This is a genomic window from Paenibacillus alkalitolerans (assembly GCF_016482785.1).
Taxonomy (GTDB): Bacteria; Bacillota; Bacilli; order Paenibacillales; family YIM-B00363; genus Paenibacillus_AE; species Paenibacillus_AE alkalitolerans.
On the sequence record NZ_JAEMXM010000002.1, the window covers coordinates 525,422 to 551,101 of the forward strand.

Genomic DNA, 25,680 nt, shown 5'->3' on the forward strand with positions numbered 1-25,680 from the left:
TCGAACATTAGAAGGGGCTGCATTTTTTTATGATGATTGCCTTGTTACAAAATAATTGCGATGAGACCGCCGGAGCCTTCGTTGATAATGCGCGCCAGCGTCTCCTGAAGCTTGTAGCGGGCATTGTCCGGCATCATGGCAATCTTCCCTTGTATGCCTTCGCGAACGATGGAATGGAGTGAGCGGCCGAAAATATCGGATTCCCAAATCTTCACAGGATTTTCTTCGAAATCTTGCATCAGATAGCGAACCAATTCTTCACTTTGCTTCTCCGTGCCGATAATCGGTGCGAATTCGCTCTCCACGTCTACGCGAATCATATGAATCGACGGCGCCGTCGCTTTCAAACGCACACCGAAACGGGACCCTTGACGAATGAGCTCCGGCTCGTCGAGCGCCATCTCCTCGAGGGAGGGAGCAGCGATACCGTAGCCGGTCGATTTCACCATCTCCAGCGCGTCCGAGAAGCGGTCATACTCGCGCTTGGCGTGCGTAAATTCGACCATCATTTGGAGCAGGTGATCTTTCCCCCGAATTTCGGTGCCGACGATTTCCATGAGAATCTTGTCATATAACTCATCCGGCGCATACAAGTCGATCTCGGCGACCCCTTGACCCATATTCATACCGGACAACCCGGCCCTGTCGATAAAGTCGTACTCGCTGAACTGGCCGACGACACGGTCGACGTCGCGCAGGCGGCGAATGTCCTGTACCGTTTCCCGAACCGACTTCTCAAAGCTGGAACGCAGCCAATGACGCTCGTCGAGCACCATGACCCAGCTCGGCAAGTTTACGTTCACTTCGTGCACCGGGAACTCATAGAGCACTTCGCGCAAGCAGGCGTAAATTTCGTCTTCCGTCATCGTAGCGACGCTAAGCGACATTACCGGGATATCGTATTTTTCCGCAAGCTCGCTTCGCAAAGCCAACGTTTCCGGACTGCGCGGCTTAGTCGAGTTGATGATCATGATGAACGGCTTGCCGACTTCCTTCAGTTCGTTAACAACGCGTTCCTCCGCATCCACGTACGAGTTGCGCGCAATATCGGAGATGCTCCCGTCAGTCGTGACGACGACGCCGAGCGTGGAATGCTCTTGGATCACTTTGCGCGTGCCGATTTCGGCCGCTTCCTGGAACGGAATCGGATCTTCGAACCACGGAGTGGAAATCATGCGCGGTCCGTTCTCGTCTTCATAACCTTTCGCGCCTTCTACGGCATACCCGACGCAGTCGACCATGCGAACGTTCACTTCCAAACCTTCCGCTACCCGGACACGAACGGCTTGATTCGGAACGAACTTCGGCTCCGTCGTCATAATGGTTTTGCCTGCCGCGCTTTGCGGCAGCTCGTCGATCGCTCGGGCACGCTCGGATTCGTTGGGGATGTTCGGCAGGACGACCGCTTCCATAAACCGCTTAATGAAGGTCGATTTGCCTGTACGGACCGCGCCCACGACCCCTAGATATATGTCGCCGCCCGTGCGCTCCGCGATGTCCTTGAAGATATCGACTTTTTCCAATGAGATCTCCTCCCATACAAAGTAGTTTTCGTCATGAGGATGTCGCCGTACGCCGCTCTTGGCTGGGCCTGTGAGACGACGGAACTCGTACATTCATTTGGACTAGTAACAATATATGTACCGTGACAGCCGATATGACTTCTTTTTACCGCTAATCTCGCTTTTATTGCCTCCAAGAAGATTTAAACGCACTCAAATTAAGATGTATGATGGAGATGCAAGGAATATGCAGAGTGTCCCGTTGAAAATTGAATCAGCCGTCCTTTACATAAAAAAAGCCGGCGGCTTTATCAGCCTTCGGCTTTACCCATACCGTTATTGTTTTACCGGATCGCCGGTCACCACCGGCTGTCCGTCTCTCCACACATAAGGAAACGAACGCACCGGTACGAAGTGGGAGCCGGAAACAAGCACCTCGCGCAAATCCATCTTCGGATCGGGAGAGTCGATTCCCTGCTTCTGGAGGGCGCCCATCACTTCCATTCCGTAATCGATCGCTATGCGCCCCGACTCCTGCAGCACGAACGGCAAGTAATTGTTCGAGTACATGCTCCGGACTTGAATCGCATCCATATCGAGCGCTTTAAAATCGACGGCGTGAAAGCCGTCCGAGAGCCTAGCCCCCAAGGGCAGCTTACCGCCATTTGCCCGGGCATATTCCGCTACCGTCCGTTCAAGATCGGCCGCGGTTTGAAACGCAACGAGATCCATCAGCTTTACTTTGGGCTCCGTTTCGACATCCACCAAGACATAATAATAATTTCCGCCGCTCTCGAACGCGTTCTTAGGAATGCCGCTCAAATACTTCGACTCCACGAGCTTCCGAAGGTCGATTATATATTTTTCATAAATAGGGGTACTTTCATCGCTGTTTTTAATGGGCGGCAGCTTCCGGTTCTTCACGTATTCATCAACAGCGCCTTGAACTCGGCCGATTTCCTCGCGAACGACGGCCGGATTGGCGGTCTGCCGTTCAAGCTCCGTTTGATACATGCAACCGCTTAACAGCATTGGAATCATGAAAAGCAACAATATTTGCCGTCCGAACCGGCGCAATAACGTCACCATAACGTATCCTCCTCCTGTTGCTCCAACCGGCGCCTTATAGCAGCTTTGAGGGGATCTTCCGGAACATGGATGACCGAATCTCCTTGCAATACGGCTTGACAGGCAAGACGCACTCCTTCTTCCGCCAACGGGCCGAGCTTCAGCCTTTCCTTCGGCTGCATCGTCATGATCCGCGAGTTCGGTTCGGCCGTAACTTTGCACATCAAACAAGCGGCCGTTCCGCCGCAGCGGGAGCGGATGAAAACTCCGGCTTTTCTTGCCGCGCTTAATACAGTCGTACCCGGACGCACCTTAATGGTGCGGTTATGGGGACGAAACGTCACATCAGCCATTTCATTCCGCCCCTCCGTTTAGTTCTGTAAGCGATACGCCGAGCAATGCCGCGATCCGCTCCCGCCAAACACGGCCGAAACGGTTTCCGCGAAGGAGCGCTTTCACCGCCGGGAGGTGATCCGGCAAGGCGGTACGCATGCGGTCGGCGATCGACACGTAGCGGTCGGACCGATCGCGGAGCAAATTAAACAGCAGCTCGTGTGCAAGCGGCATGAGCCGCAACGTACGGCCTTCCATTGTAATTTCCGGAGCGTGCGCCTCCATCTGTTCACGAATTCGAACGCGGTAAGACGCTTCCGCCACATCGACTTGAAAACCGGCCACCAACTCAAGCGTAACACCGCATAGCAAATAATGCGATAATGTCGAGCTGTATTTGTCGGTCCGGCTGTATTCCGGATTGTCCAGCGCCAGCGGAGCAAGCAATGAATGAACGGACAAAGCCGGCTCGTCCGTGTAAACGTCAAGATCGCGGGGCACGGCGGAAAGCGCCACCCCTTGCAAAAGAAGCCCGCTGCTGCCTCCGACCAGCCACGGCTCCGCGCAGCCGGAAAGACGTTCGGCAAGAGACGTTAATGCTTGTTTCAGCGGTTGAGGAACGTTCACGTTAAGCATCGTCTCCTTACCGTTAGAAATATGTTTTGTTTACCGCGCGGACGGCACCCTGGGCAATGATTCTCGCTTGGCAGCCGAGACGGTAACCTTCGGAAATTTCGTCTTCCCCGAGCCTGTCGAACTCCGCATCCGTCGGCTCCGACAGCAAATCCGCTCCCTGTTCAATAAAGCATCTGCAGCGGGCGCACGTGCCGCGCGTGCAGGAAAACCCCATGTCAATATTGTTCGCAATCGCGATGTCGAGCAATGATTGCCCGATTGCCGCGTCCACCGCCTTGCGTACCGTACGGCCTTTCAACTCCAGCATCTCTGCAAGCTCCTCCGCGTTCACTAGCTCATGGAGACCAGCGCATAAATAAGTATGGGAATAAATAATAAGAAAGCTATGAACGACAACACGAAACGCAGAACGCCCCGTGTTTTCGCACGGGCGAACGAAATAAGCAGCGAAGCGACGGCCATGAGGCCGATCGCGACGAAAGAAGCCCACATTTTGTCCAATGAACTCATGCCGTATGTACTCCTAACCCCTGCAAACAAAAGGCAAATTTGTATATAGATTATATCATACACTCGTCTTGCAGGCACAAACGCGGATGGCACCCGTCCGTTATTCAGGGGAACATCCGCGTCGACCAATTTGAGCGGGATATCTATTATTTTTTCATCATCATTTTCATCATTTGCTGCATATTGTTGGGGTTCATCCCGGATTTCTTCACCGCGCCGATTATGTCGTTTACCGTTGACTCCGAGACCGGCACGCCCGCCATGCTCGAAACTTGCTTAATCAGCTTCCTCAGCTCGGCTTCGCTTTGTACGGTTGACCGCTTCACTCCGCTGGCCAATTTTTGTATATCCCTTTCGCTGATGCTTTTTCCGGTTTTCTTTTTCACCGTATTCAGGACGTCTTTCCCGATGTTTGCCATGTGCTACCTCCTCCACATTTTTCTACCCTATCCTATGAGAAGGACGGGCGGATTGTGTAGGCGGTCCGGTCACACATTCCACTTGGGCGCGGCGATCCGTGCAATCTCTTCGATTTCATGCGTGCGTCCGCGGCCCATTAAATCCTCGACGGCGTCTCGCGGATGTTTACCCTCAAACAGCACGGCGTACAATGAAGAGGCGATCGGCATTTCGATTCCGTGAGCCTTCGCCAACAAACATGCCGCTTTCGTCGTCTTCACACCTTCGACGACCATGCCTATCGACTGCAGCACCTCTTCGAGCGGCATGCCTCCCGCCAGCTTAGATCCCGCGCGCCAATTCCGGCTTAGCTTGCTCGTTCCGGTCACGATCAGATCGCCGACTCCGGCCAGTCCGGCGAATGTCAGCGGGTTTGCGCCCATGGCTGTTCCAAGGCGGGCGATTTCGGCAAGCCCCCGCGTCAGCAAAGCCGCTTTCGCGTTGTCGCCGAAGCCGAGACCGTCGGACATGCCCGCGCCTAACGCGATAATGTTCTTCAATGCCCCGCCGATTTCGACGCCAAGAACGTCAGGGTTCGTATACACTCGTAAGTAAGTATTGATAAATAAATCTTGCGCTGCTTCGGCGCTTTCTTTATGTTCCGAGGCGACGACGACCGTCGTCGGCATGCGGCGAATGACTTCTTCCGCATGGCTTGGGCCCGACAGTACAACGATACGCTGCGGGTCAATCTGCGTCAATTCGTCGGCGATCACGGCGGACATCCGTTTCAGCGTCTCCGTCTCGAAACCTTTCGTCGCATGAACGATCAGTTGGCCGGGCTTTACGAAATCCTTAACGGAGCGAACGACTTGACGCATTGCCGAAGACGGCGCAACAAAGACGAGCGCTTCTCCATGAGAAACCGCCCGCTCCAAGTCCGAAGTTGCCGTAATGTTCGCAGGAAGCCGCTCTCCGGGAAGAGATCGTTCATTCGTGCGATTCTCGTTGATTTCCCGCACTTGCGTTTCATTACGCGACCAGATCAGCACATCGATCCCGTTATCCGCCAACACGGCCGCGAGAGCGGTGCCCCAGCTTCCGGCCACAAATACGGATGCTTTAGTAACTGTCAAGTCCGCTTCCCTCCTTGCTCGTGATTGTACACTACGCGCCAATCTTTCGATTGGCTCCTTGCACGTGATTGTACACTACGCGCCAATCTTTCGATTGGCTCCTTGCTCGTGATTGTAAACTACGCGCCAATCTTTAGATTGGCTCCTTTACCCTTCCGAACGCCGGAAAGCTATCTTGTTCTCTTTTCCTTTCACCAGCTTCACTATATTTCCCCGATGCCTATAGAATGCAAGGACAGCTATTGCAAGACTCGCAATAATTAACTCCGTTTCCCATTGCATAAGCCACAAAGCGATCGGCAGCAGACCAGTAAACAATAGAGAGCCGAGCGAAACATAACGCGTGAACACGATGGACAGAATGCCGATAGAGCCGGCGATCACTCCGGGTACGAAGCAAAGAGTGGCTACGACGCCGATCGTCGTCGCAATGCCTTTGCCTCCTCGAAACGCGAAAAATACCGGCCAATTATGACCGACGATGACAGCAAATCCGGCGGTGATGGCCAGCCAAAGATTGCCCGGATCGATCCACTTGCCGATCCAGACGGCAAGCACGCCTTTGCCGATGTCGAGAGCGAGCACCAGCAGCGCGGGGCCGAGACCCAGCACTCTCAAAGTGTTTGTCGCGCCCGCGTTGCCGCTCCCGTGCTTCCGTATATCGATGCCCTTCCCAATTTTGCCGAACAAAAAACTGAAACTGACCGATCCGATCAAATAACTCAAGACGACCGCCAGAGCCCACTCCATGTTACACTCTCCCATGCATGCATCATCGTATTATTTCGTTGATTAAATAGAGGGGAGCTTACGTTTCCCCGTCGTTCTTCCTGCGCGTCAACAGCTTTAACGGTGTGCCCTCGAACGGGAACGCCGTCCGAATGCGGTTTTCCAAATACCGCTCGTACGAGAAGTGCATCAGTTCCGGATCATTGACGAAGATCACAAGTGTCGGCGGCTTTACCGCCACTTGCGTGACATAATTTACGCGCAGCCGCCTTCCGCGGTCGGTCGGCGGCGGATTGACCGCGACGGCATCCGCGACGATATCGTTCAAGACGTTAGTCGGCACCCGCATCGAATGCTGTTCCGCCACTTGGTTGATAAGCGGAAGCAGCTTATGCAGCCTTTGTTTCGTTTGAGCCGAGACGAACAACACGGGAGCGTACGACATGAATAGAAAATGATCCCGAATGGTATCCGTAAAACGCTGCATCGTCTTATCGTCTTTGTCCACGATGTCCCACTTGTTCACGACGAAGATGGCGGCTCTGCCCGCTTCATGAGCATATCCCGCGATATGCTTGTCTTGTTCGATAATTCCTTCCTCGCCGTTGATCACGATCAACGCCACGTCCGCCCGCTCAATGGCTTGCATAGCCCGCATTACGCTGTATTTCTCCGTAGCTTCGTATACTTTCCCCCGTTTGCGGATGCCCGCCGTATCGATGAGCACATATTTTTGACCGTCCCGTTCGAACGGGGTGTCGATCGCGTCCCTTGTAGTCCCAGCGATATCACTTACAATAACGCGCTCTTCCCCGAGAATCGCATTGACAAGCGATGATTTCCCTACGTTCGGCCGGCCGATCAGGGCGATTCGGATTACGTCCTCCCCATAATCATCTTCTTGTTTATCCGGAAGACGCTCGACTAGCTCATCAAGCAAATCTCCGATTCCGATCCCGTGGGTACCGGATACGGAAACCGGATTTCCGAAACCGAGCGCGTAAAATTCATATATTTCATCCATTCGAGCCGGGTTATCCATCTTGTTCACGGCAAGAACCACGGGCTTGTTCGAGCGGAACAACTGCGTTGCAATAATTTCGTCCGCCGGAGTCATCCCGGCCTTTCCGTCGGCGACGAACAATATGACGTCCGCTTCTTCCATCGCGAGCTCGGCTTGTACTCGCACTTGCTTTAACAGTTCGTCTTCGCCGAACACTTCGATTCCGCCGGTGTCGATAATGCTGAAAGCTTTCCCGTTCCATTCGCCGGTGCCGTAAATGCGGTCGCGCGTAACTCCGGGCTTGTCTTCGACAATCGCCAATCGTTCACCGATTATGCGATTGAATAGCGTTGATTTGCCGACGTTAGGCCGGCCCACGATGGCGACGATCGGTCTTGCCATACGTTCACTCCTTGCTTACAATAATTAGGTTCGCGGACAACCTTCGGTTGCCTCCTTGCAGCAAGATATGCTAACGGTTAATGCGGTCATCGTTCATCTTAACCGAAATCATTATATCAAAATAAATAACATCTTGGCGATTCGGCCGAAATGACCGCTTCAATATCTATGAGCGTCTTCTCAATTTCAACTGCCAAATCCATTTTCGAACCGTAAAAAATACATAAGCGCTGAAAAAAGCCCAGCATAAAGCAAAGGATCTCGTCAAAGCCGCGGCCATCCACCATTCGTCCTGAAACGCCCTGCCTCCGAATACGGGAGGTGTGAATTCTCTATACAACAGCGCTATATAAGCGTCTTTGATCAAGAGGGCAAGCGATACGAGCGCCAATTGAACTTTGCCGTTTCGGCTGTAAGTGACGGCAAGGGCGGCCGTCACGAAAACCGGATGAAGTGCGGGATGTATTGCCAGAACGAACGGGTCGACATGGTTGATGAGCTCGATCAACGAGTTCACGGCGGCCAACAGCAACGCGAACGAAAAGATGGAAAACCGTTCGTTCCATTGCATTGAAGATGACAAAACGAACGCGGTCAACGACAAAAGCGGCGCATAGACGAACGTTCCCGCACCTCGAAACGATTCCCAGCCGAGTAAAGAACCTGCAATCCACCCCAATAAGAACAGGTACGCCCCGCGGCCGGAAAAACCGCCGGTAACGACGCTCTTCCAACCGCTCCAAACCAGTATCGCCGTGAGCGTAATTGCAATATAGGATAAATAACCGGGGTTCATGGCTCTCCTCCGATCATTCGATCAATACATAACTCTAATTGTATTATCGGTCGGGAGCCTTTCTTTTACTCGAATGGATGAATTCCGTTTCGCCTTGCATATTTTTGGATGTCGATTCCGCGCGCGAAGCACCAATGGGCCGTTTCTCCGCTTATCACAAGCGGCGCCCGCCTTAATTCGGACAACCGGGATGCCCCTGCAGCCGCCATGATAAGGCGTATTTCGTTCAGCAGATCGTTTATCGTTTGAATCAAAGCTTGCACGCCGTTCTCGCGCAGTACTCGCAAGAAGAAGCCGGCCATCCCCACTGCGCCGGCACCGGCAGCCAACGCTTTAGCAGCTTCCAAGCCTGTGCGGATACCGCCGGATGCAATCGTTCGCTCGGGAGGGGACACCACCAGCACCTCAAGCAGAGATACCGCCGTCGTGTTGCCCCAATCGTCGAAACATGATAAAGGAACATCCCGGCGGGCGTTCTCGATTGCGGCGAAATTCGTTCCACCGAAGCCGCCGCAATCGACGGCGGCGGCACCGGCGGAAAGTAAGCGCCATGCCGCATCCGAGGTCATGCCGAATCCGACCTCCTTTACAATGACAGGCACGCCGGCACCTGCTGCAATCGATTCAATCCGCTTCAGCATTCCCGTGAACGATTTGTCGCCCTCCGGCATGATCAGCTCTTGCACGGCGTTCAGATGAATTTGGATTGCGTTCGCTTCAATCATATCAACGGCCCGTTTCGCTTCATCGGCCGTAGCCTCGCTGCCTAAATTAGCAAACAGAACCCCGTGCGGATTCGCCTTGCGCGCGACGGCAAAACTCGCCGCCGCTTCGGGATTTTTCAAGGCGGCCATCTGGGAGCCCACTGCCATGGCGACGCCGGTCTCTTTGGCCGCGGCCGCCAGTCCGTAATTGATCTGTTCGGTCTCCCCGGCGCCTCCAGTCATCGCATTAATAAGAATCGGCGAACTCATAACGAGATCGCCGATAGAAGTATTAAGCGATATTTGTTCCAAGGACGTTTCGGGAAGAGGATTATGAACGAATCTGATGTCGTCCAATCCGTTTCGCCCGCTTTGGCCGATGGACAATGCGTAGCGGACGTGATCCATCTTGCGCGATGAACGCGACATTGGCGGACCTCCTCCGAGCGTCGGGGGTATAATACTCCAAACTCTCCGTATTATACCCCCGACTTTATAATTCGAAGCATGGATTATTTAAACTTGCTTAATTTGTCTCCGAAACGCTCACCTAGGGTCAAACTCAAGCTTTGGTTGTCCGGCAGCTCCACTTGCTGCTTCGGCGTCCGCGGCTGGCGCTCTTGACGCGCAGGCTGCTCCGGTGCCTCTTCCGTTTCTTTAATGCTGAGCGAGATACGCTTCTCGCCGATGTTCACGTCAAGCACCTTCACATCGACCTCTTGTCCTTCCTTCAACACCTCGTGAGGCGTACCGATGCGGCGATGAGCGATTTGGGATACATGAACGAGACCTTCCACGCCCGGCGCCACCTCGACAAACGCGCCGAAGTCGACAAGACGCTTAACCGTTCCTTTGACGATATCGCCGGTATGAAATTGATCCGAGGCTTGCTCCCAAGGACCGGGCTGCGCGGCTTTCATGCTCAAGGAGATACGCTCGTTCTCCGGATCGACCTTCAGTACTTTGACTTTAACCTTGTCGCCTTCTTTGACGACATCCGAAGGCTTCTCCACATGCTGCCAGGATATTTCAGACACGTGAACGAGGCCGTCGACGCCGCCTACGTCAACGAATGCGCCGAACGGAGTCAACCGTTGAACCGTGCCTTCGATCACTTGATTTACTTGCAGGCTGCCGAGAACTTGTTGTTTCGCGGCTTGATATTGTTCTTCAAGAACGTCTTTGTGCGAAAGAATCAATTTATTGTTCGCCTTATCGATTTCCCGCACTTTCAATTTCAGCACGCGTCCTTTGTAATCGTCAAAGTTCTCGACGAAATGGCGCTCCACCATGGAAGCCGGAATGAATCCGCGAACGCCGACGTCAACGACCAGGCCGCCCTTGACGACGTCAACCACCTTGGCTTCGAGAGCTTCGCCTTTATCGAAGTATTCCTGCATTTTGTCCCAAGCTTTCTCGCTTTCCACAAGACGCTTTGAAAGAGTGAGCACTTCTTTCTCATCATTGATGCTAAGCACCTTGCAAGTAACTTCCTGACCCAATTGGACCGCATCAGCTATATTTTCAAGGGGTACGGAAGAGATTTCGCGCAAAGGAATGATCCCGTCGTATTTATAACCGATATCAACGAATGCTTGATTGTTTTCCACTTTCACGACGGTCCCTGTTACGAGGTCGCCCTTCTTCACGGTCGACACGCCGGCCATATCAACCGTTTCCGCGTTTTCGGTCGAAGCGTTGTTGGCGGTTTCGTTCACCGCTTCCTCTCCGTTGCCTTCCACTTTCGTTTCTTCCGACATTACAATAACCTCCTCAGTTTCCAACAAAACAGTTTGATGAGTGTAGTATAAATCCAAAATACCATTTCCATACGCTAGAAATCAATTGTATGGAGCGGTATTAGGAAATCGGGATTAAGAATGACGCTCGATCAATTCGCGGATCGAGGCCATGATGCGTTCCGTTGCAACCTCAAGCTGCGCGGATGCCGGCAAATCTTCGGCGGTTGCTATTTTATACGGTTCCCCGTATACCACCTTCAACGGTTGAAACAAACGATAGCTTCCTATAATAGCTGCGGGTACGACCCAAGCGCCGCTTCGAACCGCCAAGCTCGCCGCGCCTTTCTTCCCCGCGCCCAGCGCGGTTTGCCGGGTTCCCTCAGGAAAAATGCAGATGACTCTGCCCTCTTTCAACAGTTGAAGCGCGGTGCGGATCGACTCTTTGCTCATTCCGCCCCGGTTTACGGGAAACGCCCCTACTTGACGAATAATAGATGAGAGCACCGGTACGCGGAAAAGCTCCGCCTTTGCCATGAAATGCATCATTCTCGGCAGCGGGCATCCGACGATCGGCGGATCCAGATTGTTCTGGTGATTACAGCAAACAATAACCGGTCCTTCGGCAGGCAGACGGTCCACTCCGATCGGTTGAAAACGGTATATGATGCCGAAAAACACACGCAGAATCATTTGGGCGATCGTATACAACATTAGCGGGCACGCCCCCCTAAAGAAGTTCTGCATAAAGCCAGTATGCGGTCCACCACTTCATCAATATGTAAATTCGAAGTGTCGATTTCCACAGCATCGTCGGCCCGCCGCAACGGCGACGTTTCCCGCTCCGAATCGGAACGGTCCCGCTTCTCGATTGCATCCATTAACGATTCCAATGTGACTCCCGGCTGCTTGCCCTTGATTTCCTTCCAACGCCGTTCTGCCCGAACGCGCACACTGGCCGTTAAAAACACTTTGACCTCCGCTTGGGGAAGCACATTCGTGCCGATATCCCTGCCGTCCATAACGACGCCCTTATCCTCAGCCATCGCTCTTTGCAGCGCGACAAGCACGGAACGCAATGCCGGAACCGCGGCCACGGCCGAAACCCGGCTCGTCACTTCGGCGGAACGGATCTGCTCGGTTACGTCTTCCCCATCCATCATTACGCGTTGACCGTCCGGATGGACGACGAGACGAATGTCCGTCTTCTCCGCAAGCGCCGTCAACCGCTCCCGCTCATCGTCCGGCACCCCTTCGCGCAGCGCCTTTAGCGTTACGGCCCGGTACATGGCGCCCGTGTCGACGTATACATACCCCAGCCGCTCCGCCACCATTCTCGCTACGGTGCTTTTCCCCGCACCGGCGGGACCGTCGATGGCTACATTGATCTTCGATGCTTTCAGGTGATTCAACGCGGTACTTCCTTTCATCAACAAAAAAGCAGGCAGAGCCTGCAATAACTTCAATCAGTATAACACAAGCGGGGAACGTCGTGCAAAGCGCCGCGCATGCCGAGATTCACGGATTCGATGCGGATTCCGCCGCCGGCACGCCTTCCGCCCTGTCAACCTTTGATATTCTGTATCGAATTCCCTCGTGCGTCAATATACTTTGCGCCAACAACAATAGTACGGTGAACAATACGATAAGCCTGACCAATAAACGTTCTACCGGTTTCGCGAACGAAATGTAACGGACGCAGTACTTTTCCTCTTCCGATTGCTTGTTTGATTCCGTAGTCACTTTCATCACCGCCGGCTGAATGTCAACTGGTACATCCTGAGTTCTAAAATCGCAAGTGCTTCGTGTATCCCACATGCAATATTGTTCCCAACATGATGATACCGGTAAACAACATCCTTACCTTAGCTTACTTTTTCCGAAAATCCAGCTGTCTTTCGAACGCGTAGCGAATGATTTTTTGTTGTTCCGCGGCGGCGATATCGACAAATCTTATCATAATCAACTGCTTTCCACCCTCTTGTTCTTTCACTCGGACGATTTCACCTTTGAAATGGGCATGTTCGATCGCGTTGTTCCTGAAATGGATCAGCAGCCAACATTGCAGCGTATCGTTTACCTTCAACGGGATGTGGCCGTCGCAAAGGAACGAAACTCCGCCTCCTCCGACATCTTCCGTGTACGCAAGAAACTGCAAGTTTTCTCCGATTTTGACGGCGAGCTCCAACCGGGCGGAAACCCGAAGAAACGTTCGGCGCTGGACGCGCGTTATCGAATTCGGGTCCGGTTTTCGGATGATAGCCAACTTGATGACATCTTCCGTAAAACCGAGCACTTCGCTTTCAAAAAAATTTTTTACGCCGCCTTCCGTAACAAAGTGCACCGACAGCTGATCTCCGGTTTCAAGCCGTTTGTATTTTCCGGTTTTTTCTTGAATAGGTATTTCTATGCTTATCCGTTCGTTATCCATATCGGCTATTCGGGATTTATATTCCTTCTTCGATTCCTCTTCATCAAGGGACGCAACCTGTAAATACAATATATCGCTCACCTTCACGTTCCTTCGCCCCTCCGTAACGTTCAAAGAATTGATTCATAAGTCCTATTATCATTAACCTAATTATAACAATGGGACGAACAGAGCGGAAGACAAAAAAATGCGCAAGCGGAATTATCCGCCTGCGCATTTTATTCTTTGTTACTTTCCCGGCTGATCGTCGGCCCTGTTCACTTCCGCATCGGCATCGCGGAGATGTTCGATTTTTTCCTCGATGCCCGTCTCTGCATTCAAGTAAATACGGTATTCCCCTCCGTTAATTGTACCGAGATATTCATAGCAGAGCACTTCCTCGTCCATGTCGTTGCGGATAATGGCCAGCGATTGGCCCGTTACTTTAAAGCTGCCGTTCAACATGGCCCGCGCTTGGCCTTCCTTCATCGCCGGCTTTCCGATTTTCCGGTTGCCGTCCGCTTGCAGCATGTCTCCTGCCGACAAGCCGGTCACTTCGCCGTTATCCAATGCAACGTTAACCGCCAGCTTTTCCGTATAAATCGTTACTCCGTCGCGCACCTTTGCAAACGTGATGCTGGCAACATTCTCGTATTCGTCATACCCGATCGCCCGCATGTCCGGATAACCGTGTTCATTTAGAAAACGTTCCGCCATACCCGATGCCTGATCGATGGATAGTTTCTTTTTTTGTACCGGGCGTTCGCCCAAGTAATATACGAGCTTGCCTCCCTTCTTCGTATAATCCAATTGCACTGCGCCTTCGTTCCCATTCTTCGCGATAGTGACGCTGTATGTGGGAAAGTCGGTGTTTGCGCCGTTTTCGGTTACTTTCATATTTCCCGTATCGTTCAAGTTCAAAAATTCCGCCGCTTTCCGCTTTACATCCTCAGCCGTAACCATCGGACCTGTCAACGATTTCGCGGAAAACCTCCGGTTCATCGTCATAACCGTCGGTCCCCATTCGATATCCCCGTATTCTCCGACGCGTTTATTCATTAATTTAAATCCGTCGATAATATCGTTGTCGAAGTTTTCATCGCCGGATGCGAGCGCCGTTTCGACATCCATCCAACGCAACGACTTGTTCAACACCGTTTCTTGAACTTTGCGCAAATCGCTTTTTATCTCTTTGGAATGTTTGTACAAGGCGTTCAACAATTTCAACTCTTTATCCGACAACGGTTGTTTCTTCAAATCCCTCATGGCCGTCCGGTATGAGAAGCTCGCGACATTCGCAAGCAATTGCTCCGTCTCATGGAACGGCATCAGCGACAGCGGGAGCTGATTCACTTCGGATTGCGCTTGGGAGGTGAGCCGCCACATATTGATTAAGCCTTTCCGGTGGAAATTCGAAGTGGAGCTTACGGCCAACGTGTTGCCCAATTCTTCGTGAAGCTGATCCATGTGAAACGACAAATCATGAAACGCCCTTTGGTACTGGTTTTCCGCTTTTACCAAAATGTTGTTTTTTTCCTGGTGTTCTTGGTACCCCCAAAATACGGTGCCCAAGAGCAACAAAGTAACGATCGGGAACAATACAGCGCTCAAACGTTGATACATAGAATAAACTCCCTTCCGCGGAAACTTTACCGCTAGTTTTCGTTGAAGGGAGTTCCGTTATACATTTTCTTCATGGACTTCAAAATCGTATTCGTTATCGCACAAACACCGCTTAAACCCCGTATCGATTCTGCCCTTGTCACGCTTTCCCCGCAAGACGAATCGCTCGCCGCACCGTTTGCACCGAATGGATACTTTGACGCGGTTCACCATGATGATTATACACCTGCCGCTTCATCAAAAATAAACTTTGCCAACTCAGTATTGTCAGCGTGCGTCGATTTTAAACTCTTCATCGCGCCTTATAATTCGAAGCGGGGAGTGGTGGTTTGCGCGCCGCATTTTCGACAATGCCCGAATCCAAAGCACGGACATAAGCGGAACGATGAGCCAAACCCAATACGATTTCGCGGAAATGACGACAAAGTCGAACAAGCCGTGCCAAAACACGGGAAAAACAATGGAATATGCGAGAGAACGCCCCCGCGAAAAAGGGTGGAATTTCGCACGGCCGAAATAATACCCCATAACGATGCCGAAAAGCGCGTGTCCCGACACGGGAAGCAGCGCCCGGATGAAAAGCGCGCTTAATGAATACGGCTCCGCCAGCGCGTACATTAAATTTTCCATCGTCGCAAAGCCCAATGAGGCGGCGGTGGCGTAAACGATGCCGTCGTACGGTTCGTCAAATTCCGAATGCCGGAATACGGCGGCCAACACAATGAGCCACTTCGCTCCCTCTTCGACAACGGCGCTGGTAACGAAGGAAAACAAGATGGGCGCCTCGCCGAACCAGAGCGACAACCCTCTTTGAAGCAGCATTGCCGGAAACACCGAAATAAGTCCGAATAAGAACAATTTTGCGACCAGGTGCAGCGGCTCAGACTCGTATTTATCCTTCAAGTAAATATAGGAGAGCAGAGCCAAACCCGGTGCGGCAGCGGCCGCCACGATTGAAAATAAGGCCATCCCGCTCTCCACCCTTCATCATTGGAATACAAATAAGTTATTACACCCATCCGCGGTAGCGGGCCGCTTCCGCCATCTTGCGGACGCCCACCATGTACGCGGCCAAGCGCATATCCACTCCGCGCGACGCATGCAGGTTATACACGCTTTCGAAACCTTTAATCATCATTTCTTCCAGTTTGCCATGGACTTCGTGTTCCGTCCAGTAATATCCTTGATTGTTTTGGACCCACTCGAAATACGACACGATGACGCCGCCTGCGCTGGCCAGAACATCCGGGACGAGCAATATGCCTCTCTCCGTTACGATCTTTGTCGCCTCGAGCGTCGTAGGTCCGTTCGCGGCTTCCACTATGATCGAAGCTTTAATGTCGTGGGCGTTGTTCAACGTAATTTGGTTTTCAATCGCGGCCGGAACCAAAATATCGCATTCTTTAACGAGCAATTCTTGGTTTGGAATAGCCGTCTTCTCAAACAGCTTCGTAACCGTGCCGAAGGAGTCCCGCTTGTCGAGCAAATATTCGATGTCAAGGCCTTCGGGATCGTACAGCGCGCCGTACACGTCGGAAATGCCGACTACTTTCGCCCCGGCTTCGTGCATGAATTTGGCCAAAAAGCTGCCCGCATTTCCGAAGCCTTGTACGATGACTCTCGCTTCCTTTACATCAATGCCTTTCTTCTTCAACGCTTGATTGATCATTATGGTGACGCCTTTGGCGGTTGCGGTCTCGCGTCCGTGCGAGCCTCCCAACACCAACGGCTTGCCGGTGATGAAACCTGGGGCGTCGAACTCGCGGATTTGGCTGTATTCATCAAACATCCACGCCATAATTTGCGAGTTCGTCATGACGTCGGGGGCGGGTATGTCTTTCGTCGGTCCTACAATTTGCGACACCGCGCGGACATAACCCCGGCTTAATCGCTCCAGCTCGCGAAACGACATTTCTCTGGGATCGCAGATGATTCCGCCTTTGCCGCCGCCATAGGGAAGATCCACGATTCCGCACTTCAAACTCATCCATATCGAAAGCGCCTTCACTTCGTCTTCGGACACTTCGGGGTGAAATCTCACTCCGCCTTTTGTCGGTCCGACAGCGTCGTTGTGCTGCGCCCGGTACCCCGTGAACACTTTGATCTTACCGTCGTCCATCCGAACAGGTATGCGCACCGTCAGAACGCGAAGCGGCTCTTTCAACAGCTCGTACATTTCTTCGGAATATCCGAGTTTTTGCAGCGCCTCTGCGATTACGGTTTGCGTAGACTTAAGCACATTCAAGTTTTCTGTTGCGGACACGGCAACCACCTCGTCAATTGTCTTTTACAATATGTATTATGGTGTTCGTTAGGAGGGTAGAAAATTCCCAGACCGAGAAAAAGCATCTTGCCAAACCCGTTGGGTTGTAAGATGCTTTCGCAGCGGCTGGCCGCCCTTCAATGCTCATTAAGCGAAGCGTGTGCGAATCGTCCCGATTGCGTTATCGCGAATGACGGGCTTCCCATATTCCTCGAGCACCGCTTCGGTTAAAGAATTCGCTTCTCCGAATTCGGATAATATCGAAATAAGATTGTCAAATTGACGTTCTTCCGAATCTTCATAATCCAGCTGCAGTATCCACTTGTCCTTGTAGGAGTAAAGGGATCCCGCGTCCGTATATTGAGGACCGATCCGTTTGGCGGCGGATATCAGGTGTTCGAAATCGTGGAATGTATAAGAGATGAGGTCGCTTTCTTCCAAAGTGACTTCCATCTCGTAAATGTCTTCGTCTTCTTCGGCCGCGCTTTCGGAACCGTTCGGTTTGCCCTTGGTAACGATCACGACCATTCCTTGCGCCGGCATCGAGAATACCTCGACGGCCAGCGGACCGCTCGCGTCGAAACCGAGTTCCGAATATGCATGGTCCATTAGATCGTTAAACAATTCGTGCACTTTCGGAATTTCGCTCAACCAAATGTCGTTCTTCTGGATGCCTCGCTCCATCAAATCGTCGAACGTCAGGAAAATCCTAATTTTGTCTTGGCTTAACCGCTCGATTTTCATCGCAGGATCCTCCTTTTCCGATAAAAATCCGGTTTACAACAACTTATGATAGAACCCCGGAATGGTGACGCGCCAAATAAGCAACATGTTTTGTCGCTTGTCTCGGCTCTCTACCATGTTAACATTATTTTTCTTCGTTTGCACTATATAAGAGGTACTTATTTAAAGTAAACGTATGGAAGCTCCTCGCCATGACCGGTCTCGATTTATGCCGCGAATTCGCTGACACACCGGTACTATAGAACTTTTTTGCACATGCTTGTATGTATTGAACCGATTTTTGTTGAAAGAGCCGCCTCCAATTAAGGAGAGCGGCCCTTCCGCCGAACTTTATTATCGAATGGTCAACGAATTATCGTTTTCCGTCAAGATTTCGTTCACTTGTTTCGTCAATTGCGGGTCTTGCTTAACCATTTTTTCAACGTCGTTCAAACCGGTTGTTCCCGTTGCATTCATTGTACCGGTCGTATTCGTTGTTCCCGTTGCATTCGTTGTTCCCGTTGCATTCATAGTGCCGGTTGCCCCGGTTGTATTCGCCGTCCCCATTGGATTCGTCGTGCCTGTCATGCCCGCAGTCCCCGTAGTGCCGGTAGCGTTCGTGCCGCCCGTTCCGCCGTAATACGACCGTTTATCCGGAGCCATCATCCGGCTGCGGGCAGTCTCGATGATTCGGTCCAACGCTTGCCCGGCAGAGGTTAATGTTGCCATATTAATCGAACGATTTCCGCGATTGAAAAACATCGCTACCGCAGCACCAAGCAAGCCGCCGACGATAAAACCCCTCATTCGCACGGAATTCCCTCCATTCAATAATAAGTTCAAGTGTATTGTTCGCACGAGCGGCCAAAAACATGCGGATGAAATTTAGGTAATTGGGGATTCAAAAAGCCTAAAGCGCCGTGATACAATGGTTCAGCACGACATATTCCGCAACCAACAGGAGACCATCGAAGATGAACAAAAGCGGCCTTTTATTAATAAGCGTATGTATGCTTCTTACGGCGTGCGGCGAGCCGAGTTCGCCGGCAGCGCCAACTCCCCCCGTCACCCAAATAACGGACCTTGAGGAGCACGCAACAACCGAAGAGCTGTCCGTCGGGGAGGAGCCGGAGCAACAGCCCGATACGGAGCAGGCGCAACCGGCCGAACAGACGGCGGAGCGCACGTACTTTATGAACAGGAATTACATGATCGTTCCCAAGGAAGACGCCGAACGCAAAGTCGTATTATTGACGTTTGACGACGGCCCGAAGGAAGCCGAGCTGCTTACTGCCATCTTGGACACGCTCGACAAGCACGCGGCCAAGGCGATATTTTTCGTCAACGGCTACAGGGTGAAGCAGCATCCCGAGCTGTTGAAACTCATACATGAGCGCGGCCAGACAATCGGCAATCATGCTTGGGATCACGTTAATTTAAAGAAGCTGAAGCCGGAAGAAGCGGACCGTCAGATCGAAGACGTCCAACGCATCGTTGAGGAATTAACGGGCGAAAAACCAACATTTTTCCGTCCTCCCTTCGGCGCCGGCAACGACCACGTCAAGAAGAAAGCCGCCGAAGAAGGAATGCTTTACATGACTTGGTCAAACGGCTCGCAGGATTGGGTCAAAGGATATGACAAACCCGAAAAAGTGGTCGAAAGCGTGATGGAACAGCTGCACCCCGGCAGCAATATTTTAATGCACGAGCTGCCATGGACGGCCGAAGGGCTTGACGATTTGTTGACGCGTCTGAGCGAGAAAGGGTACGGCTTCGTGGATCCCGCGCTCATCGATCCGGACTATTCCAAAAACTGATTTCCCCAAATGATAAGTCCCGCCATAAGAATGAGAAATAAGAAAATGAGCGAGTTGTAAAAAAATCGAATCACTTGCATTTTGTTGGACGGATGAACCTTTCTCCTCGGCGGGAGAGGTTCTTCTTTTTGTCCCTCGAACCCTTCCAAGTTTTCTTTAGGATACGTCACGACTCGGCTCTCCTCCGAAAGCGAATGATTAACCCCATTACCATATCAATGATAAAATGCGCGGCGATCGGTGTCCATAGTGTGCCCGATTGAATCGCGATCCAACCGAGGCCGTAAGAAATGGAAAACACAAGCCCGGTCATCAACCAGTGTCTTAAATATCTGAAATGCATCGAGGCAAACAAGATGCTCGTCCAATACGGGCCGATCATATGTTGAACCGCGCCACGGAACAACATCTCTTCGCAAACGGCCACAATGAACGAAATGAGGACGATTTGCAAGATAGAACGGTTTCCGAACAGCTTGTCGTTAATTCCCCCGTCATCGGTTACATCTTCCGGAATCCATCGGGATATCAATGCGTCAACGGCCAAGACGGCTCCGGCGAAACCGGCTCCCCAAATCCACGGCATCGCGCCGGACGGGAGGGAAAGCAGTGCAAGCGGATTTCTGGCTTGCGCCCACATGATGCCCAATGCTATCAACAATGTAAGCAATTGCGTAAAGTACAAGTTCATTAAAAGCGTTTTATCGCTCACCTTCGCAATATCCACTTTTTGCAATCGTATGTTTTTCAATCTATTAAAATCAAATTTTTTCATAACAATTCCCTTTTTATTAGTTTTCACCTATACTGATATAGGTACGAACACCTACATCGAGGAGCCCCCATGGAAAAGAAATTAACCCGCCAAGACATCTTGCTGTCATTCAGTTTCATCTTCACCTTAATCGTTGGGGTCGGAGCTTTCTTCTACGGCTTGCAGACAGGCAAGGAACAGACCGACGCGAAATACCGGACGTTTATGGAACGGCTGCAGGAGGAACAAAATCAAGGGAATGTCGCCTACCATCAGCAACAGCTTGTTTCATTCTACCATACGGTACTTCTTCCTTTCCGGAATTTTGAGCAAACATGGTTCGAACACCTGGACACGATGGAATCAAGGAACGGGACAACGGATGCGTCCGCGCTCCTCAAACAGATCGTACGGTTGGCGAAAGAAAAGTACGATGAGATCGAACCTTCCACAATTCCTGAGGTTTCACCTTTGCTAATAGATGCCCACCGCAATTATTTAAAGAGCTTGAAATTGTTTTCCGAAGCGGCAACCCGCCTCCAAAGGCGATCCGGCAACGGGTCTTTGATCGCCGAGCAAATTCGGCAAGACGCATACGTTTTGGAAGCGTATGGCTTCGCCCTTCGCGCTCAACGTGAATATTATGAAGCCATCCTGGAATGGAACAAAGCCAGCGATCCTAACGTCACCGGTTTGGAGTGGTTGGATCGGGATCAAGTGACACTTGACCAATGGCGGCAATGGAACCTTAATACAAAGAATGTTTACATATGCCGCATACTGCTTGCGGAAGGGACGCTTTACGGCTTTTACCCGCAGGACATCTCTTCCAGAATCGACGAGATGGACGCTACCGGAAGCGCCGGCAAGCTGAAGCTGGCGACGATCGGACAAGCGTCGCAGACGCTCTTGTCCGCCGGAGGAGTTCGTGCAGGCGATTATTTGCTCTTGAAAGAAAAACTGTATAAAGACGAAACGCTGCCCCAATTGCCGTTTTTCTTTGAATAATTATTTTATCAATCGTAAGCAAAGCCGCGTTCCGCCGCTACGGCCGCCATGCCTCCGGCCACATTGACGACGTCTTCGAAGCCTTGTTCGGTCAAAAACCGGCACGCCGTTTCGCTTCGGACACCATGCGCGCATATGATATATAAAGTCTTATCTTCGGGCAATTGATCCAGCACTTGAGGAATGGTCTGCATAGGGATCAACTTACTTTCCTCCAAATGATAATATTCCCATTCGAACGGCTCTCGCACATCAATGATGAGGCCGTTTTTTAACGCTCCCGATTCGTACAACCTGTTAAATTCCAGCGGCGATATTTGTTTATGTTGTCTCACCGATTTTCGCTCCCTCCACGCATCGTCTTCTACAGAATACTCTTTCCTGGATCCAACACTCAACCGGCATTGCGTTGACTGCAGCCGCAGTGGTAATTTCTTTAGATGTTTACGTTTCAAAATAGGTTAGGTTTCTCGGCCGGCAACAACCGTAACCTTTATTTTTACAAGGCGGCGCCTTCCGTATTGACACGGATAAACCGCCGTGTTACATTATGTTGCAATAGTAATGATTGTACATCTAATACAAGCAATGATGGAGAACGGCAAACCGACAGTCCTTTACAGAGAGCCGATGGCTGGTGCAAATCGGCGGACGCGAACTAGCCGCAGCACTCCGGAGCTGCCGCGCCGAACCGTTGTATTTTCAACGATAGGCCAAGCCGGCAAGGGAACCGTTATATTCCCGGGTCGATTTGTCGACCGGTGAGGCTGCAAATGCGAATTTGCGGCGAAGTTGGGTGGTACCGCGAAATAACTCTCGTCCCTTCATACGGGTGTCGTATGAGGTTCGGGAGTTTTTTTTATTAAAAAATGACATAAGAGGGAGAGAGCAAACATGTACAAAGTGTTGGTGTCCGATCCGATCAGCGATTTCGGGTTGCAGCAATTGACGGACGCAAACGACGTCACCGTAGACAAAAAGACAGGCTTGACGGAAGACGAACTCGTCGCCGTTATTGGTGAATACGATGCTCTATTGGTACGCAGCCAGACGAAAGTGACCGCCAGGGTGATGGAAGCCGGCAAAAAACTGAAGGTCGTAGGACGCGCCGGAGTCGGTGTGGACAATATCGAACTGGAAGCGGCCACGCAGCGCGGCATTATCGTTATCAACGCGCCGGATGGGAATACGATCACAACGTGCGAGCACACGTTCGCCATGATGATGGCGCTTGCCAGACACATTCCGCAGGCGTACCGGAAAACAGTAGAAGGCGTTTGGGACCGGAAATCGTTCCTTGGCGTTGAACTTCGGAACAAAGTTCTCGGCGTCTTAGGCATGGGACGCATCGGCTCGGAAGTTGCGAAACGGGCGAAAGCGTTCGGTATGGAGATTATAGGGTACGATCCGTTCCTGACGGAAGACCGTGCCGAGAAGATGGGCGTCAAGCTCGGCTCCGTCGAGGATATTGTACGGAACGCCGATTTCATCACGGTCCATACTCCTCTTACCAACGAGACCCGGCATATGATTTCCCGCCCGCAGTTTGAAATCATGAAGCGCGGGATGCGGATCGTTAACTGTGCCCGGGGAGGGATCATTGACGAGATGGCATTGTATGAGGCGATCGAAGAAGGCATCGTCGCAGGGGCGGCGTTCGACGTATTCGAAGAAGAACCGCCAAGTGCGGATCATCCGTTCTTGAATCATCCGAAGATCATCGTAACGCCGCATTTGGGAGCATCGACCGTTGAAGCTCAAGAAAACGTCGCGATCGACGTATCGGAGCAAGTTCTGAATATACTTCGCAATCATCCGTTCAAGAACGCGGTCAATATGCCGCCGATTCCGGATGCCGTGCTCTCCAAGCTGCAGCCGTATTTCGGCCTCGGCATCAAGCTCGGATCGCTTCTGGCGCAGCTTGCCGAAGGTCCGGTAAATGAAATTCGCGTCTCCTATTCCGGCGAATTGTCCGATGTGGATACGATGCCGTTAACGCGTCATATCGTAATGGGTGTGTTAGCCCGCCACCTCGGACATGAGCAGGTCAATGTCGTCAATTCGTTTCACTTGGCCAAAACGCGCGGTATAGAAGTTATAATGCAGAAATCGACGGCGGCGAAAGGATTTACCAACTTGATTACGGTCACGTTGAAAGGCAGCGGAGGCGAACGCTCCGCTGCGGGTACGCTTCTCAACGGTTACGGACCGCGTATCGTGCAAATCGACCCGTACCCCGTCGACATCGCTCCGGAAGGCAATCTGCTGCTTATATCGCATACCGACAAGCCGGGAATTATCGGCCGTGTCGGAACGCTGCTTGGCACGAACGAAGTGAATATCGCCACGATGCAAGTCGGCCGTAAGGTGGTCGGCGGATCCGCGATCATGGTGCTGACCGTCGATAAGCCTGTGCCAAAGCGCGTCCTGGAGGAAATCGCGAAGCTTTCCGATCTGACCAATGTGAAGGAAATTACGCTGTAAACAATGAAGAACCGTCAGAAGTGTGTCAGTACACTTCTGACGGTTCTTTTTGCAGCCTGAAATAGAATAAGGTCAAATTGACCCTATGCGTACGAGTAAGCTCAAACAAAGAGGCTCGATTAATAGTCGCTGTAAGCGAAGAAATTTCGGTTACAGAGTCGCAAAAGCCATTTTCAGACGCTGTAAGCCATAAAAAACCTCCAACCCCGCCTAATTCGCTGCGGTTTTGGAGGTTCTAGACTTCCTACATCTTATTAAACGTATCGGTCAACACCGGCACAATTTGCGATTTGCGAGACACGACGCCTTTGAGAACCGCCTTGTTATCGGCCAGTTTAACGTTGTAAGCTTGCTCGACGGCGTTGGCAGCGCGTCCAAGCGCCAATGCCACGGAATCGTTGTTTAAAATATCCGTCATCACAAAGAGGAACAGATCCAATCCCTTTTCTGAAATGATGTTCGAAAGCGCATCCTCCAATTGCGGCTGACGCGCAAGAACATCATTAACGTCAACGGCGTTCACTTGGGCGATTTCAACCTTGGCGCTGCCCATCGTGAACTCTTTCGAGTCGAGAGAGATGAGTTGCTCGATCGTCTTATCGCTTAAATCGGCCCCGGCTTTCAACATCTCCAAACCGTAGCTCTCGGCGTCGACTCCGGCGATTTCCGCCAGTTCACGGGCAGCGGCCACATCTTCTTCCGTGCATGTCGGCGACTTAAAAAGCAAAGAATCGGAGATGATCGCGGAAAGCATTAGTCCGGCAATTTCTTTTGATATGGCGATGCCGTTTTCCTTATATAGCTTCTTGAGAATCGTCGCCGTGCATCCGACCGGTTCAGCCCGGTAGTACAGGGGGCCGCTCGTTTCGAAATTGGCGATACGATGATGATCGATTACCTCTGCCACGCGAACTTGATCGATGTCCGCCGCGCTTTGTTGGCGCTCGTTGTGATCCACCAAAATGACGGTTTTCGCTTCGCCTGCCATCGTCTCGACAAGACGCGGAGCTGCCGCCTGGAAGCGGTCCAATGCAAATTGTGTTTCACCGTTGACGCTTCCCAAACGGACAGCCTCGACATTCCATCCCAATTTGGTTTTTAAATCGGCATAGGCAATGGCGGAACAAATAGAATCCGTGTCTGGATTTTTATGACCGAAAATAAGTACTTTTTCCATCCTATTACTCCCCTACTCGTTATATTGGCGAGAAAAGTATACCCCAGAACGATATTCATAATCAAGATTTTCACGTATTCAACCGGTGTTCGGGAAGAAATTGTTTAAATTCCGACAAAGAGCCGGATACCATCAGCCCTTGCCCCCAGTTCATGTGAGCGAAATATTTGCGCGCCTTTAAGCGGCTTTTCACAAAATTTAAAGCGCCTTCAGCAAATCGCCATTCGCGACCTTGACAATGTGCTCTGTAGCGGAGGTCCGTTTGTTTCACTTCGGCACACCATGATTCACAGATGAACCGCGTTGTGCCAAAGTGAAACAACAGGCGGTTGAACGGCGGCCCCTGTTCCATAGTGAAACAACGTGATTCACGGATGAACCGCGTTGTGCCAAAGTGAAACAACAGGCGGTTGAACCGCGGCCCCTGTTCCATAGTGAAACAACGTGATTCACGGATGAACCGC

31 protein-coding genes are annotated in these 25,680 nt (G+C 51.7%); 3 read left to right on the forward strand and 28 right to left on the reverse strand.

Annotated features, from left to right (window positions below):
* Positions 1-44 precede the first annotated feature (44 nt).
* The 23 genes from spoIVA to JET16_RS06540 form a co-directional block, all read right to left on the reverse strand.
* Complete coding sequence (gene spoIVA, locus JET16_RS06430) at positions 45-1,523, reverse strand: stage IV sporulation protein A (RefSeq protein ID WP_199614964.1); 1,479 nt, start codon at positions 1,521-1,523, stop codon at positions 45-47.
* A 315-nt stretch (positions 1,524-1,838) separates the two neighbouring features.
* Positions 1,839-2,591: a DUF3939 domain-containing protein gene (locus JET16_RS06435; protein WP_199614965.1), complete on the reverse strand. Its 753-nt coding sequence runs from the start codon at positions 2,589-2,591 to the stop codon at positions 1,839-1,841.
* Positions 2,585-2,923 (reverse strand): 2Fe-2S iron-sulfur cluster-binding protein, encoded by a 339-nt coding sequence (locus JET16_RS06440; RefSeq protein WP_199614966.1) that lies wholly within the window; start codon positions 2,921-2,923, stop codon positions 2,585-2,587. The genes JET16_RS06435 and JET16_RS06440 overlap by 7 nt, the downstream gene beginning before the upstream one ends.
* A 1-nt stretch (position 2,924) precedes the next feature.
* Positions 2,925-3,530, reverse strand: coding sequence for a nucleotidyltransferase family protein (locus JET16_RS06445; RefSeq protein ID WP_199614967.1), 606 nt, complete (start codon positions 3,528-3,530; stop codon positions 2,925-2,927).
* Positions 3,531-3,552: 22 nt separating this feature from the next.
* Positions 3,553-3,846, reverse strand: coding sequence for a 2Fe-2S iron-sulfur cluster-binding protein (locus JET16_RS06450; protein WP_199614968.1), 294 nt, complete (start codon positions 3,844-3,846; stop codon positions 3,553-3,555).
* A 23-nt stretch (positions 3,847-3,869) separates the two neighbouring features.
* Positions 3,870-4,049: a DUF2768 family protein gene (locus JET16_RS06455; RefSeq protein WP_199614969.1), complete on the reverse strand. Its 180-nt coding sequence runs from the start codon at positions 4,047-4,049 to the stop codon at positions 3,870-3,872.
* A 146-nt stretch (positions 4,050-4,195) separates the two neighbouring features.
* Positions 4,196-4,468 (reverse strand): stage VI sporulation protein F, encoded by a 273-nt coding sequence (locus JET16_RS06460; protein WP_199614970.1) that lies wholly within the window; start codon positions 4,466-4,468, stop codon positions 4,196-4,198.
* A 69-nt stretch (positions 4,469-4,537) separates the two neighbouring features.
* Complete coding sequence (locus JET16_RS06465; RefSeq protein ID WP_199614971.1) at positions 4,538-5,584, reverse strand: NAD(P)H-dependent glycerol-3-phosphate dehydrogenase; 1,047 nt, start codon at positions 5,582-5,584, stop codon at positions 4,538-4,540.
* A 147-nt stretch (positions 5,585-5,731) separates the two neighbouring features.
* Positions 5,732-6,334 (reverse strand): glycerol-3-phosphate 1-O-acyltransferase PlsY, encoded by a 603-nt coding sequence (gene plsY / locus JET16_RS06470; protein ID WP_199614972.1) that lies wholly within the window; start codon positions 6,332-6,334, stop codon positions 5,732-5,734.
* Between the two features lie 58 nt (positions 6,335-6,392).
* The gene (gene der / locus JET16_RS06475) at positions 6,393-7,718 is read right to left on the reverse strand and encodes a ribosome biogenesis GTPase Der (protein ID WP_199614973.1); all 1,326 of its coding nucleotides are present in this window, start codon (positions 7,716-7,718) and stop codon (positions 6,393-6,395) included.
* Between the two features lie 166 nt (positions 7,719-7,884).
* On the reverse strand, positions 7,885-8,514 hold the full coding sequence (locus tag JET16_RS06480; RefSeq protein WP_199614974.1) for a hypothetical protein: 630 nt from the start codon (positions 8,512-8,514) through the stop codon (positions 7,885-7,887).
* A 65-nt stretch (positions 8,515-8,579) separates the two neighbouring features.
* A complete protein-coding gene (gene fni / locus JET16_RS06485) occupies positions 8,580-9,647 on the reverse strand; it encodes a type 2 isopentenyl-diphosphate Delta-isomerase (RefSeq protein WP_199614975.1) in 1,068 nt (355 codons plus the stop codon).
* 83 nt (positions 9,648-9,730) lie between these two features.
* A complete protein-coding gene (gene rpsA / locus JET16_RS06490) occupies positions 9,731-10,978 on the reverse strand; it encodes a 30S ribosomal protein S1 (protein WP_199614976.1) in 1,248 nt (415 codons plus the stop codon).
* 114 nt (positions 10,979-11,092) lie between these two features.
* Entirely contained in the window at positions 11,093-11,671 is a 579-nt protein-coding gene (locus JET16_RS06495) for a lysophospholipid acyltransferase family protein (RefSeq protein WP_199614977.1), read from the reverse strand.
* Positions 11,671-12,387 (reverse strand): (d)CMP kinase, encoded by a 717-nt coding sequence (gene cmk, locus JET16_RS06500; protein WP_199615039.1) that lies wholly within the window; start codon positions 12,385-12,387, stop codon positions 11,671-11,673. Before cmk ends, JET16_RS06495 begins: the two co-directional genes overlap by 1 nt.
* A gap of 88 nt (positions 12,388-12,475) precedes the next feature.
* Complete coding sequence (locus JET16_RS06505; protein WP_199614978.1) at positions 12,476-12,700, reverse strand: DUF5359 family protein; 225 nt, start codon at positions 12,698-12,700, stop codon at positions 12,476-12,478.
* A gap of 127 nt (positions 12,701-12,827) precedes the next feature.
* Positions 12,828-13,475, reverse strand: a complete 648-nt coding sequence (locus JET16_RS06510) for a flagellar brake protein (protein WP_325176623.1) — start codon at positions 13,473-13,475, stop codon at positions 12,828-12,830.
* A gap of 141 nt (positions 13,476-13,616) precedes the next feature.
* Positions 13,617-14,990 carry a germination protein YpeB gene (gene ypeB / locus JET16_RS06515; RefSeq protein ID WP_199614979.1) on the reverse strand — a complete coding sequence of 458 codons (1,374 nt, stop codon included), beginning with the start codon at positions 14,988-14,990 and terminating at the stop codon, positions 13,617-13,619.
* Positions 14,991-15,047: 57 nt separating this feature from the next.
* Positions 15,048-15,203 (reverse strand): hypothetical protein, encoded by a 156-nt coding sequence (locus JET16_RS06520; RefSeq protein WP_199614980.1) that lies wholly within the window; start codon positions 15,201-15,203, stop codon positions 15,048-15,050.
* A gap of 54 nt (positions 15,204-15,257) precedes the next feature.
* Complete coding sequence (gene prsW / locus JET16_RS06525) at positions 15,258-15,959, reverse strand: glutamic-type intramembrane protease PrsW (RefSeq protein ID WP_199614981.1); 702 nt, start codon at positions 15,957-15,959, stop codon at positions 15,258-15,260.
* A gap of 40 nt (positions 15,960-15,999) precedes the next feature.
* Positions 16,000-17,262 carry a Glu/Leu/Phe/Val family dehydrogenase gene (locus tag JET16_RS06530; RefSeq protein WP_407673090.1) on the reverse strand — a complete coding sequence of 421 codons (1,263 nt, stop codon included), beginning with the start codon at positions 17,260-17,262 and terminating at the stop codon, positions 16,000-16,002.
* 138 nt (positions 17,263-17,400) lie between these two features.
* A complete protein-coding gene (locus JET16_RS06535) occupies positions 17,401-17,997 on the reverse strand; it encodes a genetic competence negative regulator (RefSeq protein WP_199614983.1) in 597 nt (198 codons plus the stop codon).
* Between the two features lie 333 nt (positions 17,998-18,330).
* Positions 18,331-18,789 (reverse strand): hypothetical protein, encoded by a 459-nt coding sequence (locus JET16_RS06540; protein WP_199614984.1) that lies wholly within the window; start codon positions 18,787-18,789, stop codon positions 18,331-18,333.
* 161 nt (positions 18,790-18,950) lie between these two features.
* Here JET16_RS06540 and JET16_RS06545 point away from each other — a divergent pair, with 161 nt between their 5' ends.
* The gene (locus tag JET16_RS06545; RefSeq protein WP_199614985.1) at positions 18,951-19,793 is read left to right on the forward strand and encodes a polysaccharide deacetylase family protein; all 843 of its coding nucleotides are present in this window, start codon (positions 18,951-18,953) and stop codon (positions 19,791-19,793) included.
* On the opposite strand, the gene JET16_RS06550 is transcribed toward JET16_RS06545, so the two are convergent.
* Together JET16_RS06550 and JET16_RS06555 are read right to left on the reverse strand one after the other, a co-directional pair.
* Positions 19,778-19,963 (reverse strand): hypothetical protein, encoded by a 186-nt coding sequence (locus JET16_RS06550; protein WP_199614986.1) that lies wholly within the window; start codon positions 19,961-19,963, stop codon positions 19,778-19,780. The genes JET16_RS06545 and JET16_RS06550 overlap by 16 nt on opposite strands.
* Positions 19,960-20,568: a CPBP family intramembrane glutamic endopeptidase gene (locus JET16_RS06555; RefSeq protein WP_199614987.1), complete on the reverse strand. Its 609-nt coding sequence runs from the start codon at positions 20,566-20,568 to the stop codon at positions 19,960-19,962. The genes JET16_RS06550 and JET16_RS06555 overlap by 4 nt, the downstream gene beginning before the upstream one ends.
* A gap of 69 nt (positions 20,569-20,637) precedes the next feature.
* Between JET16_RS06555 and JET16_RS06560 the strand changes: the two genes are divergently transcribed.
* Positions 20,638-21,555, forward strand: coding sequence for a hypothetical protein (locus JET16_RS06560; protein ID WP_199614988.1), 918 nt, complete (start codon positions 20,638-20,640; stop codon positions 21,553-21,555).
* Between the two features lie 8 nt (positions 21,556-21,563).
* On the opposite strand, the gene JET16_RS06565 is transcribed toward JET16_RS06560, so the two are convergent.
* Positions 21,564-21,890 (reverse strand): rhodanese-like domain-containing protein, encoded by a 327-nt coding sequence (locus JET16_RS06565; RefSeq protein WP_199614989.1) that lies wholly within the window; start codon positions 21,888-21,890, stop codon positions 21,564-21,566.
* Between the two features lie 559 nt (positions 21,891-22,449).
* Here JET16_RS06565 and serA point away from each other — a divergent pair.
* Positions 22,450-24,039, forward strand: coding sequence for a phosphoglycerate dehydrogenase (serA, locus tag JET16_RS06570; RefSeq protein ID WP_199614990.1), 1,590 nt, complete (start codon positions 22,450-22,452; stop codon positions 24,037-24,039).
* Between the two features lie 244 nt (positions 24,040-24,283).
* Here the strand turns inward: serA and JET16_RS06575 are convergent, their stop codons facing one another.
* Positions 24,284-25,216 carry a manganese-dependent inorganic pyrophosphatase gene (locus tag JET16_RS06575; protein WP_199614991.1) on the reverse strand — a complete coding sequence of 311 codons (933 nt, stop codon included), beginning with the start codon at positions 25,214-25,216 and terminating at the stop codon, positions 24,284-24,286.
* A gap of 70 nt (positions 25,217-25,286) precedes the next feature.
* Positions 25,287-25,680: hypothetical protein (locus JET16_RS06580; protein ID WP_199614992.1), on the reverse strand; the 394-nt coding region annotated here is incomplete at its 5' end.